Source organism: Pseudomonas simiae, assembly GCF_900111895.1.
Classification (GTDB): domain Bacteria; phylum Pseudomonadota; class Gammaproteobacteria; order Pseudomonadales; family Pseudomonadaceae; genus Aquipseudomonas; species Aquipseudomonas simiae.
The window spans coordinates 561298-576216 of sequence record NZ_FOKB01000003.1 but is presented as its reverse complement, the minus strand read 5'-3'; the positions used below and the strand labels follow the sequence as shown (position 1 = coordinate 576216).

At 60.9% G+C, this 14919-nt stretch carries 14 protein-coding genes; 7 read left to right on the top strand and 7 right to left on the bottom strand.

The window, feature by feature from the left end; genetic code table 11:
- The first annotated feature begins 149 nt into the window (after window positions 1-149).
- The 3 genes from BMZ57_RS12690 to BMZ57_RS29775 all read left to right on the top strand — a co-directional run bounded on the left by BMZ57_RS12690 (window position 150) and on the right by BMZ57_RS29775 (window position 4410).
- Window positions 150-3023, top strand: a complete 2874-nt coding sequence (locus BMZ57_RS12690; protein ID WP_010207621.1) for an EAL domain-containing protein — start codon at window positions 150-152, stop codon at window positions 3021-3023.
- Between the two features lie 161 nt (window positions 3024-3184).
- Window positions 3185-4051 carry a transcriptional regulator HexR gene (gene hexR, locus BMZ57_RS12685; RefSeq protein WP_003177007.1) on the top strand — a complete coding sequence of 289 codons (867 nt, stop codon included), beginning with the start codon at window positions 3185-3187 and terminating at the stop codon, window positions 4049-4051.
- Window positions 4052-4212: 161 nt separating this feature from the next.
- Window positions 4213-4410 (top strand): PA3496 family putative envelope integrity protein, encoded by a 198-nt coding sequence (locus BMZ57_RS29775; RefSeq protein ID WP_074900515.1) that lies wholly within the window; start codon window positions 4213-4215, stop codon window positions 4408-4410.
- On the opposite strand, the gene BMZ57_RS12675 is transcribed toward BMZ57_RS29775, so the two are convergent.
- Window positions 4340-5314 (bottom strand): LysR family transcriptional regulator, encoded by a 975-nt coding sequence (locus tag BMZ57_RS12675; RefSeq protein ID WP_010207619.1) that lies wholly within the window; start codon window positions 5312-5314, stop codon window positions 4340-4342. The genes BMZ57_RS29775 and BMZ57_RS12675 overlap by 71 nt on opposite strands.
- A 196-nt stretch (window positions 5315-5510) precedes the next feature.
- On the opposite strand from BMZ57_RS12675, the gene BMZ57_RS12670 reads away from it, so the two are divergent.
- Complete coding sequence (locus BMZ57_RS12670; RefSeq protein ID WP_003195732.1) at window positions 5511-6926, top strand: acetyl-CoA carboxylase biotin carboxylase subunit; 1416 nt, start codon at window positions 5511-5513, stop codon at window positions 6924-6926.
- Between the two features lie 11 nt (window positions 6927-6937).
- On the top strand, window positions 6938-8746 hold the full coding sequence (gene oadA, locus BMZ57_RS12665) for a sodium-extruding oxaloacetate decarboxylase subunit alpha (protein ID WP_010207617.1): 1809 nt from the start codon (window positions 6938-6940) through the stop codon (window positions 8744-8746).
- A gap of 75 nt (window positions 8747-8821) precedes the next feature.
- Here oadA and BMZ57_RS12660 read toward each other — a convergent pair whose 3' ends face one another.
- Complete coding sequence (locus tag BMZ57_RS12660) at window positions 8822-10114, bottom strand: autotransporter outer membrane beta-barrel domain-containing protein (protein WP_042571084.1); 1293 nt, start codon at window positions 10112-10114, stop codon at window positions 8822-8824.
- Between BMZ57_RS12660 and BMZ57_RS29155 the strand changes: the two genes are divergently transcribed.
- Window positions 10113-10358, top strand: a complete 246-nt coding sequence (locus BMZ57_RS29155) for a hypothetical protein (protein ID WP_137205824.1) — start codon at window positions 10113-10115, stop codon at window positions 10356-10358. The two genes, BMZ57_RS12660 and BMZ57_RS29155, sit on opposite strands and share 2 nt — an antisense overlap.
- Window positions 10359-10361: 3 nt before the next feature.
- On the opposite strand, the gene BMZ57_RS12650 is transcribed toward BMZ57_RS29155, so the two are convergent.
- Together BMZ57_RS12650 and BMZ57_RS12645 are read right to left on the bottom strand one after the other, a co-directional pair.
- Entirely contained in the window at window positions 10362-11192 is an 831-nt protein-coding gene (locus BMZ57_RS12650; RefSeq protein ID WP_069672970.1) for an amino acid ABC transporter permease, read from the bottom strand.
- Window positions 11189-12010 (bottom strand): ABC transporter substrate-binding protein, encoded by an 822-nt coding sequence (locus BMZ57_RS12645; RefSeq protein ID WP_047542424.1) that lies wholly within the window; start codon window positions 12008-12010, stop codon window positions 11189-11191. The genes BMZ57_RS12650 and BMZ57_RS12645 overlap by 4 nt, the downstream gene beginning before the upstream one ends.
- Window positions 12011-12122: 112 nt before the next feature.
- On the opposite strand from BMZ57_RS12645, the gene BMZ57_RS12640 reads away from it, so the two are divergent.
- Window positions 12123-13019: a homocysteine S-methyltransferase family protein gene (locus tag BMZ57_RS12640; RefSeq protein ID WP_069672969.1), complete on the top strand. Its 897-nt coding sequence runs from the start codon at window positions 12123-12125 to the stop codon at window positions 13017-13019.
- Window positions 13020-13154: 135 nt separating this feature from the next.
- On the opposite strand, the gene BMZ57_RS12635 is transcribed toward BMZ57_RS12640, so the two are convergent.
- The 3 genes from BMZ57_RS12635 to BMZ57_RS12625 are packed head-to-tail and all read right to left on the bottom strand — an operon-like array spanning window position 13155 to window position 14918.
- Entirely contained in the window at window positions 13155-13826 is a 672-nt protein-coding gene (locus BMZ57_RS12635) for a GNAT family N-acetyltransferase (protein WP_029529031.1), read from the bottom strand.
- 10 nt (window positions 13827-13836) lie between these two features.
- On the bottom strand, window positions 13837-14283 hold the full coding sequence (locus tag BMZ57_RS12630; protein WP_069672968.1) for a GNAT family N-acetyltransferase: 447 nt from the start codon (window positions 14281-14283) through the stop codon (window positions 13837-13839).
- The gene (locus tag BMZ57_RS12625) at window positions 14280-14918 is read right to left on the bottom strand and encodes an FMN-binding negative transcriptional regulator (RefSeq protein WP_010207606.1); all 639 of its coding nucleotides are present in this window, start codon (window positions 14916-14918) and stop codon (window positions 14280-14282) included. Before BMZ57_RS12625 ends, BMZ57_RS12630 begins: the two co-directional genes overlap by 4 nt.
- Window position 14919: the final 1 nt, after the last annotated feature.

Sequence of the window (14919 nt, the reverse complement as noted above, 5' to 3'; positions counted from 1 at the left end):
GCCCGCGGGGCGTCTCGCTCGAGCCCTCTGGCACCGAAGTTTGCGCCGCACGACCGTGCAGATTTTATGACGTAGAGCAGTTTGGCCCAGGCGCTTGCTTGTGTATGCTCCGTCGACGTTTCGGGCTCACCATTATAAGAACACTGCCTATGACCTTCAGCACTGATCTGCTCGGCCCCTCAGCGGCGCCCGCGCAGGTTCTTCGCAAACACTACGCCACGGAGATGGCGGTCGAGCGCACGCGCCTGCTGTATCAGGGTTCGCTGTTGCCGACCCTGTTGATGCTGGTGAATGGCCTGGTCTGCGCCTGGCTGTTGTGGAACCCCAAGCAATACCTGCTGGACAGTATCTGGCTGGTCTGGCTGCTGGCCCTGGTGGCGATGCGTGTGATCCAAGTGGCGGCGTTCGACTCGGCCATGCCCAGCCGCCAGGCTCAGCCGGTGTGGCGGCGTATGTTCATGCTGGGTTCGGCCGTCAGCGGTCTGACCTTGGCCACGGCCGCCATCGCGCTGGTGCCGGTCGATAGCTTCATGCAACAGGCCTGGGTGTTCGGCCTGATCGGCGCGGCGACGCTGTCCGCCAGTGTGGCCTATGCCGTGAGCCTGCCGGCGTTCTTGTCGTTCGCCTTGCCGTGTCTGGTGCCGGCGATCCTGTACCTGTTCTGGACCGGCGACCCGCAGCAACGCGGTTGGGGTGTGCTGGGCCTGATCCTGCTGGCATCCTTGAGCCTGGTGGCGTGGCAGGTCAATCGCCTGATCCAGCGTGGGCTGCTGCGGCGGTTTCAGAATCAGGCACTGATCGAACATCTGCAACAGGCACAACAGCGCAGCGAGCAACTCAATCAGGAGCTGGTGCGCGAAGTTGAACAACGTCGTCAGGTCGAGCACGAACTGCGCGAAGCCCAGGTCGGCCTGCAGGACCGCGTGGCGCAACGCAGTCAGGAGCTGGACGCCACCCATCTGGCCCTGAATAAAAGCGAAGCGCGCCTGGCCATGGCGCTGCAAGCCAGTGAGTTGGGCCTGTGGGACTGGAACCTGCAAACCGACGAAGTCCATCACACCCAACTCAAGGAGTTGTTCGGCCTGGAGCCGGAATACGTCACGGCCATGCTCAGCCACCTCAAGCCGCGCTTGCACCCTGATGACCTGCCGCTGCTCAAGCGTGCCTTGGTGGAACACCTCAAGGGCCGCAGCGAGGACTACCAGGTGGAATACCGCGTGCGCCACGGCGATGGGCACTGGGTGTGGATCGAAGACCGTGGCCGCGCCGTGGAGCGTGCGCCCAGTGGGCGGGTGACGCGCATGCTGGGTACGCGTCGCGATATCACTGCGGGCAAGGCCCTGGAAGAACAGCAGCGTTTGGCGTCGACAGTATTCGAGGCCGCCAGCGAAGGCATCGTTATCCTTGACCCGGACTACAAGCTGATCGCCGTGAACCAGGCGTTCAGCCGTGTCACGGGTTTTGAAACCGACGACATGATCGGTCGCAATGTGGTCGAACTGCCCAGCAGCCGCGATGCCCGCCGCCACTTCCCAGTGATCCGCCAGGCGTTGCTCAGCCACGGTACCTGGCAGGGTGAACTGGTGGAGACGCGCAAGAACGGCGAGCTGTATCCGCAGTGGCTGCAATTGAATGTGGTGCGCGATGTCCGAGGAAAAGTCAGCCACATTGTGGGCTTCTTCGCCGATCTCTCGGCGCGGCGCGAGTCGGAAGAGCGCATGCGCTACCTGACCCATTACGACGAATTGACCGGCCTGGCCAACCGCTCGCTGTTCCGCGAACGGCTGCGCGAGGCTCACCAGCGCGTACGCCAGGGCGGGCGCAACCTGGCGTTGCTGCATATCAACCTCGACCGCTTCAAATTGCTCAATGACAGCCTCGGCCATGAAGTTGCCGACCAACTGCTGCAGAAAATGGCACGCCGCCTGATCAACGCTTTACCTGAGGCTGACACCATCGCGCGTCTGTCCGGGGACGAATTCGCTGTGCTGTTCGACGCCTACGGCAACCTGTCCAGTCTTGCGCGAGTGGCCACGCGGTTACTGGCCAAACTGCGGGTGCCCGTGACGGTGGAGGGGCATGAGCTGGTAGTGAGTGCCTCGATGGGTGTCAGCCTGTTGCCGGACAATGCGCGGGAAATTTCCGCATTGGTCAGCCAATCCAACATGGCCATGCAACATGCCAAACACCTGGGCGGTAATAACTTCCAGTTCTACACCGACAGCCTGCAAGCCAGCACCCTGGAGCGCTTACAGCTGGAAAACCACTTGCGCAAAGCCATTGAGGAGGGCCAGCTCACGGTGTTCTATCAGCCGAAACTCTGCCTGGCCACCGGCAAGCTGAATGCTGCCGAGGCGTTGATCCGCTGGGAGCATCCGCAGTGGGGCATGGTGCCGCCGGGGGACTTTATCGGCCTGGCCGAAGAGACGGGTCTGATTGTGCCATTGGGCGAGTTCGTGCTGCGCGAAGCCTGCTGGCAGGCTTGTGAATGGCAGCGCCAGGGGCTGGCGCCGATCCGGGTGTCGGTGAACCTGTCGGTGCATCAACTGCGCCAAGGCAAGTTGGTCAGCCTGGTGCGCCAGGTGCTCGAAGAAACCGGCCTGGACCCGCAATACCTGGAGCTGGAGCTGACCGAAAGCCAATTGCTCGACAGCGTCGAACACATCATCGCCACCTTCCAGCAACTGCGGGACCTGGGCGTGAAACTGGCGATCGACGATTTCGGCACGGGTTATTCGTCCCTGAGCTATCTCAAACGCATTCCCGTGGACTATGTGAAGATCGACCAGACCTTCATCCGTGGGCTGGGCCAGGGGCGTGAAGACGCGGCCATCACCCGCGCCATCATCGCCATGGCTCACGGGCTGGCGCTCAAAGTGGTGGCCGAAGGCGTGGAAGATCAACAGCAGCTGGATTTCCTGCGCGGTGAACGTTGTGACGAGGTGCAGGGCTATTTGATCAGTCGGCCGATGGAGGCCAAAGGGCTGGCAGATTTGTTACGGAAAAATGCAGATTTTCCCTAGTGATGCCTGGGGCCGCCCTGTGGCTACAACTTGGCCGCCCTTAGATTCAAAGGGGGGCAGGGCGATTTAGTGATGCGCCGGACGGGCAAAACGGCAATTCTTGTAGTATAACTACAAGCTTGCTACATCCCTGGCCCTGCCCATAACAAGAGTCCTGCCCTTTGAACCTGTTGCAACATATCGCCCAGTCGCGCCACCTGTTACGCAAATCGGAACTCAAGGTTGCCGATCACGTGCTGCTTGACCCTGCGGCTGTGATGCACAGTTCCATGGCCGACCTGGCGCACAGCGTGGGCATCAGCGAGCCGACCATCGTGCGCTTCTGCCGCGCCATCGGCTGCTCCGGGTTCCAGGACTTGAAACTCAAGCTGGCGCAAAGCCTGGCCGCGGGTGCCAGCTTTGGCCAATTCGCGATCCATGAAGACGACTCCGTCGCCGACTACAGCCTGAAAATCTTCGACACCACCCTGCACACCCTGATGGAAGTGCGGGAGAAGCTCGACCCGGTGGAGTTGCAAAAGGCCGTGACCGCCATGTCCCAGGCCCAGCGTGTCGAGTTCTATGGCTTTGGTGCTTCTGGCGCGGTGGCTGCCGATGCCCAGCACAAATTCTTCCGCTTGCTGCTCACCGCAGCGGCCTACAGCGACCCGCACATGCAGGCGATGTCGGCGGTGACCTTGAAGCCTACGGACGTTGCCATCTGCATTTCCCAGTCGGGCCGTTCCAAAGACCTGCTGATCACCGCCAACCTGGTGCGTGAAAGCGGTGCATCGCTGATCACCCTGTGCCCGAGCCAGACGCCGTTGGCGGAACTGTCCACGGTCAACCTGGCGATTGATGTGCATGAAGACACGGAAATCTATACGCCGCTGACCTCGCGTATTGCCCATCTGGTGGTGATCGACGTGCTGGCGATGGGCGTGGCCATGGCGCGCGGGCCGAGCCTGGTCAACCACCTCAAGAGCGTGAAGCGCAGCTTGCGCAGTCTTCGCCTGTCGCCTAAATCGGTCAAAGCCCTCGACGATTGATTCAAAGTCACACTCGGTCAAATGTGGGAGCAGGCAAGCCAGCTCCCACAGTGGATTTGCGTCAGCTTTAGAAGATTCATCGTCCTGTAACCCCCGCGCCGCCAAACCGTCATCGCCCAGGGCCATCCTGAACTCCCCGTACTCGCATTGGGAGACTCCAAATGGCCCGGCCCTACGAAGACAGCAACAGCTCCGTCAAAACCCGTCGTCAGCAGGAAGACCAGCGCCGCATGGCGTTCCGTCGCGCAATCGAAGACCGTTGCGAGGAGCGCCAACTGCTCCAGAGCATCAGTGACTACCCGGAACTCCATTGGCAGGCACCCGCGGCTGCCCAGCGAAACGCTCAGCCAGTGCGCTGATCTGCACCCGCTCGCTGCGGATAAAGCCCAGGAACGCATGGGCCACCGGTGACAGGCGCTTGGCTTTGGCTTGCACCAGGCACCAACTGCGGTACAGCGGCAGTTCTTCCACCGGCAGCTCCTTGAGCCCGCCGGTGGCCAGTTCCATGTTGACTGCGTGACGCGTCAGCAGGGCCACGCCCAACCCCGCGCATACACATTCACGCTGCGCCTCGGCCGAGGCCACTTCCACCGTCTGGGTGAAGTGCACGCGTTTTTCCTTGAAATACTCTTCGCAGGCCAGTCGCGTGCCGGAGCCTGGCTCGCGCAGCAACAGTGTGTAGGGTTCCAGGTCCTGCAGGCGCAGCGGCCCTTGCAGGCTTAGCGGGTGATCGTGTGGCGCCACGGCGACGATCGGATTGTTGAGGAACGGCAGGAATTCCAGGCCCATGTCCTGGGGCACCATGGACATGATCACCAAGTCATCGCGGTTGTCCGAGAGCCTTCGGATCACCTGGGCGCGGTTGACTACCGTGAGGTGCAACTGCACTTCCGGATGCTGGCGCTTGAAGGCGGCAAACAGGTGCGGCACGAAGTACTTGGCGCTGGACTCAATCGCCAGCTTGAGCTGGCCTTGCAGCGAACCCTGCATATCCGACAGCTGCATATCGAGGTTTTCCAGGCGCCCGAAAATGTCGCGACTGGCGCGTTGCAAGGCTTCGGCGGCCTCGGTCATGTAGAGCTTTTTGCCGACATAATCGAACAACGGCTGGCCGATCAGCTCTTCCAGCTGGCGGATTTGCAGACTCACGGCCGGTTGAGTGAGGGACATTTCCTCGGCTGCGCGGCTGTAGGAGCGCAAATCGCAGACTTCATTGAAGATCTGCAATTGACGCAATGTCATACGCATCAATGATTTACGCATTATTTCAATCCTTTCGCCCCAGGCCGTCCGGCCAACTATAAGTCTTTACTTATGCACGACCCAATAATTATTGATTTTTGTTAATCCCTCTGCAGGCTTAGTGTGTGTCTCGCGACTGTCATGAAACATTTGGTCACGCGCCGACCCGGGTCTAGCGGGTCGAAGAACGCAGCAATCGGCTCAAGGGAATTTCCAAGTGATAAAAAAGATCCTGATCGCCAACCGTGGTGAAATCGCCGTACGAATCGTGCGTGCCTGCGCCGAGATGGGCATTCGCTCGGTCGCGGTCTATTCCGACGCCGACCGCCACGCGTTGCACGTCAAGCGTGCCGACGAAGCCCACAGCATTGGTGCCGAGCCCCTGGCCGGCTATCTGAACCCGCGCAAGCTGGTGAACCTGGCGGTGGAAACCGGTTGTGATGCGCTGCACCCTGGTTACGGCTTCCTGTCGGAAAACGCCGAACTGGCAGACATTTGCGCCGAACGCGGCATCAAATTCATTGGCCCGTCGGCAGAAGTGATTCGCCGCATGGGCGACAAGACCGAAGCGCGCCGCAGCATGATCAAGGCCGGTGTACCGGTCACGCCGGGCACCGAAGGCAACGTTGCGGATATCCACGAAGCCCTGACCGAAGGCGACCGCATCGGTTATCCGGTGATGCTCAAGGCCACTTCCGGTGGCGGTGGCCGTGGTATCCGTCGCTGCAACAGCCGTGAAGAACTTGAACAAGCCTTCCCTCGCGTGATCTCCGAAGCCACCAAGGCCTTCGGTTCGGCGGAAGTGTTCCTGGAAAAGTGCATCGTCAATCCCAAGCACATCGAAGCGCAGATCCTCGGTGACAGTTTTGGCAACGTGGTGCACCTGTTCGAGCGCGATTGCTCGATCCAGCGCCGCAACCAGAAGCTTATCGAGATTGCCCCCAGCCCCCAGCTGACCCCAGAACAGCGCGCCTACATCGGCGACCTGTCGGTGCGTGCGGCCAAGGCCGTGGGTTACGAAAACGCCGGCACCGTGGAGTTCCTGCTCGCCGAGGGCGAGGTGTACTTCATGGAGATGAACACCCGGGTGCAGGTGGAACACACCATCACCGAAGAAATCACCGGTATTGATATCGTCCGCGAACAGATTCGCATCGCCTCCGGCCTGCCGCTGTCGGTGAAACAGGAAGACATCCAGCACCGTGGTTTCGCGTTGCAGTTCCGCATCAACGCTGAAGACCCGAAGAACAACTTCCTGCCCAGCTTTGGCAAGATCACCCGTTACTACGCCCCCGGCGGCCCTGGCGTGCGTACCGACACGGCGATCTACACCGGTTACACCATCCCGCCGTTCTACGACTCCATGTGCCTGAAACTGGTGGTGTGGGCGTTGACCTGGGAAGAAGCCATGGACCGCGGCCTGCGAGCCCTGGACGACATGCGCCTGCAAGGTGTGAAGACCACCGCCGCCTACTACCAGGAAATCCTGCGCAATCCGGAATTCCGCAGCGGCCAATTTAATACAAGCTTTGTGGAAAGCCACCCTGAGCTGACCAACTACTCGATCAAGCGCAAACCCGAAGAGCTGGCCCTGGCCATCGCCGCCGCCATCGCCGCCCACGCAGGCCTGTGAGGAATATAAGAATGAGCAAGAAAATCTTCGTAACCGACACCATCCTGCGCGACGCCCACCAATCGTTGCTGGCGACCCGCATGCGTACCGACGACATGCTGCCGATCTGCGACAAGCTCGACAAAGTCGGCTACTGGTCCCTGGAAGTCTGGGGCGGCGCGACCTTCGACGCCTGTGTGCGCTTCCTCAAGGAAGACCCGTGGGAGCGCCTGCGCAAACTGCGCGCCGCGTTGCCCAACACTCGCCTGCAGATGCTGCTGCGCGGCCAGAACCTGCTGGGCTACCGCCACTACAGCGACGACGTGGTCAAAGCCTTCGTCGCCAAGGCTGCCGTAAATGGCATCGACGTATTCCGCATTTTCGACGCCATGAACGACGTGCGTAACCTGCGCGTGGCGATCGAAGCGGTGAAAGCCGCCGGCAAACACGCCCAAGGCACCATCGCCTACACCACCAGCCCGGTGCACACCGTCGAAGCTTTTGTGGCCCAGGCCAAGCAGCTGGAATCCATGGGTTGCGACTCGATTGCGATCAAGGACATGGCCGGCCTGCTGACGCCGTACGCCACCGGCGAACTGGTCAAGGCGTTGAAGGCCGAGCAAAGCCTGCCGATCTTCATCCACTCCCACGACACCGCCGGCCTGGCTGCGATGTGCCAGCTCAAGGCCATCGAAAACGGTGCCGACCACATCGATACCGCCATCTCCAGCTTCGCCTGGGGCACCAGCCACCCAGGCACCGAGTCGATGGTCGCCGCCCTTAAAGGCAGCGAATTCGACACTGGCCTGAGCCTGGAACTGCTGCAGGAAATCGGCCTGTATTTCTACGCCGTGCGTAAGAAATACCACCAGTTCGAAAGCGAATTCACCGCGGTCGATACCCGCGTTCAAGTCAACCAGGTGCCCGGCGGGATGATTTCCAACCTGGCCAACCAGTTGAAAGAGCAGGGTGCGCTCAACCGCATGAACGAAGTGCTGGCGGAAATCCCGCGTGTGCGTGAAGACCTCGGCTTCCCGCCGCTGGTCACTCCGACCTCGCAGATCGTCGGCACCCAGGCGTTCTTCAACGTGTTGGCTGGCGAGCGCTACAAAACCATCACCAACGAAGTGAAGCTCTACCTGCAAGGCGGCTACGGCAAGGCGCCAGGCATTGTGAACGAGAAACTGCGTCGCCAGGCCATCGGCAGCGAAGAGGTGATCGACGTACGCCCGGCCGACCTGCTCAAGCCGGAAATGACCAAGCTGCGCGGCGAGATCGGCGCGTTGGCCAAGTCTGAAGAAGACGTGCTGACGTATGCCATGTTCCCGGACATCGGGCGCAAGTTCCTCGAAGAACGCGACGCCGGCACCCTGGCGCCTGAAGTGCTGTTGCCGATCCCTGAAGCCGGCGGCGTGGCGCGCGTCGGTGGCGAGGGCGTACCGACTGAATTTGTGATCGACGTGCACGGTGAAAGTTACCGCGTGGACATCACCGGTGTGGGCGTGAAGGCTGAAGGCAAGCGCCATTTCTACCTTTCCATCGATGGCATGCCGGAAGAAGTGGTGTTCGAACCGCTCAACGAGTTTGTCAGCGGTGGCAGCAGCAACCGCAAGCACGCTACGGCGCCGGGTCATGTCAGCACCGCAATGCCGGGCAATATCGTCGACGTGCTGGTCAAGGAAGGCGACGTGGTCAAGGCCGGCCAGGCCGTGCTGATTACCGAAGCCATGAAGATGGAAACCGAAGTGCAGGCCGCTATTGCCGGCAAGGTGACCGCGGTTCATGTGGCCAAGGGCGACCGGGTCAACCCTGGCGAAATCCTGATTGAAATCGAAGGCTGATCCAGCCTTCGAAACTACCGTTTAATCCTCGGGGGGGCAGGTGCCCCCCTTTTTTTTGCCCGAAATCTGGCAGGTTTAGAAGCTCATCTTCCATTGGCCCATCAAGCCTTGGTTACGGCTGTTTGTACCGGCTTGGACGCTGTAGGTCAGGCCTACGGTGTGCTGTGTCGACAACGCGAGGTCCAGGCCAGCGTGCAGGTCCAGGCTATTGCGGTCCAGCGAGGTGCCATTGATGGTGAAACCGTCTGCCATGGCCGGCAGGGCTCGATAGGACTGGCGGACCTGGCTGTCGACGTCACCGTAGAGGTGTTTCCAGCTTGTGCTGAGGTGAGGTGTGAGGCTGATCTGGTTATCGAATCGATACAGCGTTGCCAAGCGCAGGCCAAAAGTGCTGCTCAGGTTTTGCTGGGTTTGTGCGCCGACGTTCAGCGCGGTCAGACCTCCCGTTTCCTTGAAACTGTCGCGGTGGTAGCGCTGGAAGCCGAGGCCTGCGAAGGGTTCGATGCTCAGATCCGCGACGCCCAATTGATAGCCCATTTCAGAGAACAGGGTTTGGCTTTGAGCGTTGTATTTGCCCTTTAGCTGCTCCTTGTAATCAAGCAGGTTGACGTTGCGCTTGTTCTGGCCAGCATGGTCGCTGTAGATCGCACCCAGGCGCAGGGCCAGCGGTCCGTCCTGGCGCACGGCATAACCCCCCAGGTGCCAGCTGTCCAAGTTGGCGGAGAAACGTTGGGCATCGAGGTTGCTGGTGGATTTCGCGGCGATGACACCGACTCTCCACGCGTCATCCAGTGCCCAGTCGGCACCCAGCAACAGGCCTTGGCTTTCGTATTTCATCCCGGCGCTGCCGCCTTGTTTGTCGAGGCTGCCGCCGTTGCCCAAGCCTTGCACCCAGACGTGGCCTTCGTCGTCGGTGGGCAACGAGCGCAGGGTCGAGAGCAATTGGTTGCTCAGGTGCTGCGTGGTGTTGTGCGTTGCCGTGGCAAGGTTGGCGTTCTGGCTGCCGGCCAACTGCTCAAGGCTTGCGCCGATCCCTCCGGGTTGTTTGCCCAGTGCATCGCCGAATTTTTCCAGGGCTTTGATTTGCTCGGAGTTCAGTTCTCCGGACTCCAGTAACCGAATCAACGCGGGCTCCAGCACCTTGGCCACCTGCAAGCCATTGTGGGAGGTCGCTTTCTGAGTGAGATAACCGTCGAGGGGCTCCGCGTTGGCTTCGGGCTCGTAAGGCCACGCGTCGGGCAGCGCATCGTCGGGTTGAAACGGATACGGCAGGTATTCGATATCGCCTCGCGCCTGCGCGGTTTGAAGGCTGGCGGCGCTGAGGGCAAGGGCAATGACAAGTGCGAGTCGGTGTTGTGTAAAGGACATGAAATCCCAACCTCTGATGAATGAGGCCGGGAATTTAGCGAGATCGCGGGGTGATAACTGTCAGGCCAACTACCCCTGGTTTGCGGGAGTTGTCTCTAGTCCGGCGCGATTAAAAACGCATCTGCTGTGGCCGCGTATCGAACACGGTGAAGGCAATCAGACCCTCAAGTCGCTGAACGCGGTGTTCCGCCCCTTCGGCTTGCAGATGGGCGTGGTCAAGGTCCGTCGTAAATGGAGCGACTGACCCTCACCCGCGCCGTACGTAGCCCTTGCCGTAATGCCGCTCCATCCGTGCCTGGATCAGTTCCAGGCCGAGGGACATCACCCAGTAGATGATTGCTGCGGTGGTGAGCATCTCGATGTAGCGATAGCTTGAGCGTCCATAGGACTGCGCCAGGAACATCACTTCCCACACGCCCATCACTGAGATCAGGGACGAGTCCTTGAGCATCGAGATGAACTGGTTGGTGGCGGGCGGGATGATGGTGCGCATGGCCTGGGGCAGGGTCACGTGCCAGAAGATCACACTGTCACGCATGCCCAACGCCAGGGCCGCTTCGCGTTGGCCTTGAGGCACGCCGAGGATGCCGGCGCGAAAAATTTCGCTCAGGTAGGCGCCGTAGTTCAGCGACAACGCGATGATCCCGGCGACGATGGCGCCTGGCACCAGGCCCAGTTGGGGCAGGCCAAGGTAGATCAGGAGGATCTGGATCAGCAGCGGCGTACCGCGAAAGAACGACGCGTAAAAGCTGGCAATGCCAAAGGCCACGGCGCTTTTGGACAGGCGCCCCAGCGCGGTGACAAAGCCCAGTATCGACGAGGCCACGATTGCGCACAGGCACAGGAACACTGTCAGCGCTGCGCCTTGCAGAAAACCGTTAGGCGCCAGGTGCAGGCCGACCAGGTTGGGCAGTTTGTCGAGAATGATCGAGAACTTCAGGTCAAAGCTCAGGAAAAAACTCGCAAACAGGCAAAACAGCGCGGCCCAGGTCAGGTACAGCCGCGTGCGGAAACCCAGCAGGCGCTGAAGCCGCGATGCATTGACCGGCGGCTTGGGAGGCGTTGGAAATGCTGTCATTGGCTGATGTCAGCGCCGATCCATTTTTGCGACAGCTTGCTCAAGGTGCCGTCCTGTTTCAGCTGCGCGAAGACTTCACGCACTTTGCTGTCCCACTGCGGGTCGCCTTTTTCGATGGCCACCGAATTGGGCTCGGAATACAGCGGCTCGCCGGCCAGCTTGAAACGCTTGTCCTGGGTCAGGCGCGGTTGGGCGGTGACCAGGTTGGTGAGGATCGCATCCAGACGCACGCCGGCGCCCAGGCCCAGGTCCTGGAAGGCCACGTTGTCGGTGTCATACGGGGCGATCTGCACATCCTCGAATGGATATTGCAGTTGGGTGTCCTCGGCGCCTTCAATCACCAGGTTTTTATTCAGGTAGCTCTCGTAGCTGGAGGCGCTGGTGAGGCCGACTTTCTTGCCGCTCAGGTCCTTGGCGCTGTGGATGCGATCATCCTTGGCGTTGACCACGATCACCGCCGGCGACGCGTAATACTCCACGGGGAAGTCGAACACTTCGGCGCGAGCCTTGCTCGGGGTCATGGAGCAGATGCAGATGTCGTAGCGCCCGCTCCAGCGCCCGGCGGCGATCACGTCCCAGGACGGGGTCTCAAGACGCAACTTCACACCGAGTTTCTGCGCCACGGCCCTGGCCACGTCAACGTCGAAGCCATCCAGCTGGTTTTGCTCGTTCAAGAACGAGAACGGTGGATAGCTTTCCATCAGCACGCCCACCAATTCTTTGTTCTTCTCGATGCGATCCAGCGTCGCACCGCCGAAGGCTTGAGTCGAGGCGGCCAGCAGGGTCAGGCCCAGGGCCAGCAGCGGTTGAAGTTTCATGAAGGACACCGTTAGAAAAAAGAGTTGTTATGTACCGAATGGAGCGTATTAAATAGTTATAAGAACGACTCTCATAGTTAGTTATTTTCATAAGCTTATGAGTAAAAAGCATATGGCCACAGCAACAGTAATTCTCGATGGCGGCATGGGCCGTGAACTGCAGCGCCGCGGCGCGCCGTTTCGGCAGCCGGAGTGGTCAGCACTGGCGTTGAGCGAAGCACCGCAGGCGGTTGAAGCGGTGCATGCGGCTTATATCCAGAGCGGTGCCAATGTCATCACCAGCAACAGCTACGCGGTGGTGCCGTTTCACATTGGCGAGGAGCGGTTTGCCGCCGAGGGCCAGGCCCTGGCGGCCCTGGCCGGTACGCTGGCACGACGTGCTGTGGAAGCTTCCGGTCAGGCCGTGCGAGTAGCGGGTTCGTTGCCGCCGTTGTTTGGCTCATATCGCCCCGATCTGTTCGAGCCGCAGCGCGTGGCCGAGTTGCTGACTCCACTGGTGCAGGGCCTGGCGCCCTACGTTGACCTGTGGCTGGCGGAAACCCAGAGCTCCATCGCTGAAGCGCGTGCGATCCAGGCCGGGCTGCCGCAGGACGGCAAGCCGTTCTGGCTGTCGTTTACCCTCAAGGACGAAGACACCGACGACGTGCCGCGCCTGCGCTCCGGCGAGCCAGTGGCGGACGCGGCCGAAGCGGCGGCGCAGTTGGGTGTGCAGGTGTTGTTGTTCAACTGCAGCCAGCCGGAAGTGATCGGCGATGCGATTGATGCCGCGCGCCAAACCTTCGAGCGGCTCGGCGTGCACATTGAAATAGGGGCCTACGCCAACGCCTTCCCGCCGCAACCCAAGGAAGCCACGGCCAACGATGGTCTGGACCCACTGCGCGACGACCTTGACCCGCCGGGCTATCTGCACTGGGCTGCGGATTGGCAGGCACGTGGCGCCAGCCATTTGGGCGGGTGCTGCGGGATTGGGCCGGAGCATATCGCCGTGTTGGCGCAGAAGCTGGGTTAATTGAACCCACACAGGCCCAAATGTGGGAGCGGGCTTGCTCGCGAAAGGGGTGGGTCAGGCGACATCGTCGTTGGCTGAAACACCACCTTCGTGAGCGAGCCCGCTCCCACATTCATGTTGTGGTGACCGTGGGGGCTAGGCTCGGCACTCTGCCAGTGTGTTGAGTTGGCCTGAGGTTGTTTGATTCGCCTCCGACAACCAGCGCTCAAACCCCGCCTCAATCGCCGGCCATTCCGAATCGAGGATCGAGTACCACGCGGTATCTCGGTTCTGCCCCTTCACCACCATGTGCTGGCGGAACACCCCTTCAAAACTGAATCCCAAGCGCTCGGCCGCATATTTGGAACGGGCATTGCCGTTGTTGCATTTCCATTCCAGTCGGCGATAGCCCTGCTCAAATGCATACTTGCCCAGCAAGTACACCGCCTCGGTGCTTTTGGGCGAGCGCTGCATCGGCGCACCGAAGGTGACGTGACCAATTTCAATACGACCTTGCGCCGGCACGATGGACATCAAGCTGAGGATGCCCTGTACCTGACCGGTCGCGCGGTCGATCACGCTGAAAAAGTACGGATCACTGTTGGCGGCGTGATTGTTCAGCCAGGCATCGAATGTGCTGCGCTCGGGAAACGGCCCATAGGGCAAGTAGTCCCACAGTTTTGGATCCGCTCCTGGGCCATGGAGGGCGTGGAACAAGTCGTCGCCATGGCGGGCCGGATCGAGTTTTTCCAGGCGGATAAAGCGTCCTTCCAGCAGTTGAGCTGTGGGCGCCGGGACGCCTTTCCAGTTGGCGAGAGAGGTCATCATGCTGCGCTCCTTAAAGGCCTTTGCGAAATTGGATGAAGCCAGGGCGTTCGGCGATGCGTTCGTAGAGTTGGATCGCGGTGGCGTTGGTCTCGTGGGTCAGCCAGTGGACCTTGCAGCAACCGTCAGCTTTGGCGGTGGCGTAGACGAACTCGATCAGTTTGCGACCCACGCCGGTGCCGCGTTCGGTCGGGACCACCAGCAGGTCCTGTAGGTAGCAGGAGTTCTCGATGCTCCAGTTGGAGCGGTGGTAGATGAAGTTGACCATGCCCACCGCCTTGCCGTCCTGCCAGGCCAGGGCCGAGTGGGTAGGCTCGCTGGCGTCGATCAGGCGCTGCCAGGTGCTTTGGGTGACGGCGTCGGGCAGTTCGGTGTTGTAGAACGTCAGATACGCTTGCCACAGCGGCAGCCAAGCGGCGTGGTCGGCGGCGGTGACTGGGCGGATGTCGATCTGGCTCATTCTGTGGCTCCTTGGGGAATGAAGCGTGCGAGGGTCTGGTCACGCACATCGATGCTGGCGGCAAGGCCTTCGCGTACACCGGCGATATCCGCCGAGCTGCGGTTCTGGCTGAGTTTGCGTTTACCGATCAGGCGCTCGATCGGCAGGGCGAAGCCGACGATGGCTTTGAGCATGCCGTCAATGTAGTCGGCCGGGGCGTCGCTGACTTTCCACGGCTGCGCGCGACTGCCTTCGTGGCGATCGGTCAATGCCGTGACCACGGCGAGCAGGCGCTGGGCGTCGCTGAATACCTCGGCCTTGCCGTAAGCGTGCACGGCGATGTAATTCCAGGTGGGTACCACTTTGCCGTGCTCGGCCTTGGCCGGGTAAAACGCCGGGCTGATGTAGGCCTCGGCACCGGCAAAGATCACCAGGGTTTCGCTGCCGTTGTGCAGGTCTTGCCATTGTGGATTGGCCTTGGCCAGGTGCCCGTAGAGCGTGCCGTTCGGGCCCTCATCCGGGTTGAGCAGCAGTGGCAAGTGACTGGCCAGCAGGCCGTGCTCACCAAACGTCACCACTTGCGCCAGGCGAGTGTGTTGGATCAGCTGATGCAGTTCGGGCAAATCATCGAGGGCGAATGAGCGTGGTGTGTACATG

Excerpts from the sequence above, each read along its gene's own strand:
- BMZ57_RS12690 (WP_010207621.1), top strand. The coding sequence starts at position 150 with ATGACCTTCAGCACTGATCTGCTCGGCCCCTCAGCGGCGCCCGCGCAG.
- BMZ57_RS29775 (WP_074900515.1), top strand. The coding sequence starts at position 4,213 with ATGGCCCGGCCCTACGAAGACAGCAACAGCTCCGTCAAAACCCGTCGT.
- BMZ57_RS12675 (WP_010207619.1), bottom strand. The coding sequence starts at position 5,314 with ATGCGTAAATCATTGATGCGTATGACATTGCGTCAATTGCAGATCTTC.
- oadA (WP_010207617.1), top strand. The coding sequence starts at position 6,938 with ATGAGCAAGAAAATCTTCGTAACCGACACCATCCTGCGCGACGCCCAC.
- BMZ57_RS29155 (WP_137205824.1), top strand. The coding sequence starts at position 10,113 with ATGAAATCCCAACCTCTGATGAATGAGGCCGGGAATTTAGCGAGATCG.
- BMZ57_RS12660 (WP_042571084.1), bottom strand. The coding sequence starts at position 10,114 with ATGTCCTTTACACAACACCGACTCGCACTTGTCATTGCCCTTGCCCTC.
- BMZ57_RS12650 (WP_069672970.1), bottom strand. The coding sequence starts at position 11,192 with ATGACAGCATTTCCAACGCCTCCCAAGCCGCCGGTCAATGCATCGCGG.
- BMZ57_RS12645 (WP_047542424.1), bottom strand. The coding sequence starts at position 12,010 with ATGAAACTTCAACCGCTGCTGGCCCTGGGCCTGACCCTGCTGGCCGCC.
- BMZ57_RS12640 (WP_069672969.1), top strand. The coding sequence starts at position 12,123 with ATGGCCACAGCAACAGTAATTCTCGATGGCGGCATGGGCCGTGAACTG.
- BMZ57_RS12635 (WP_029529031.1), bottom strand. The coding sequence starts at position 13,826 with ATGATGACCTCTCTCGCCAACTGGAAAGGCGTCCCGGCGCCCACAGCT.
- BMZ57_RS12630 (WP_069672968.1), bottom strand. The coding sequence starts at position 14,283 with ATGAGCCAGATCGACATCCGCCCAGTCACCGCCGCCGACCACGCCGCT.
- BMZ57_RS12625 (WP_010207606.1), bottom strand. The coding sequence starts at position 14,918 with ATGTACACACCACGCTCATTCGCCCTCGATGATTTGCCCGAACTGCAT.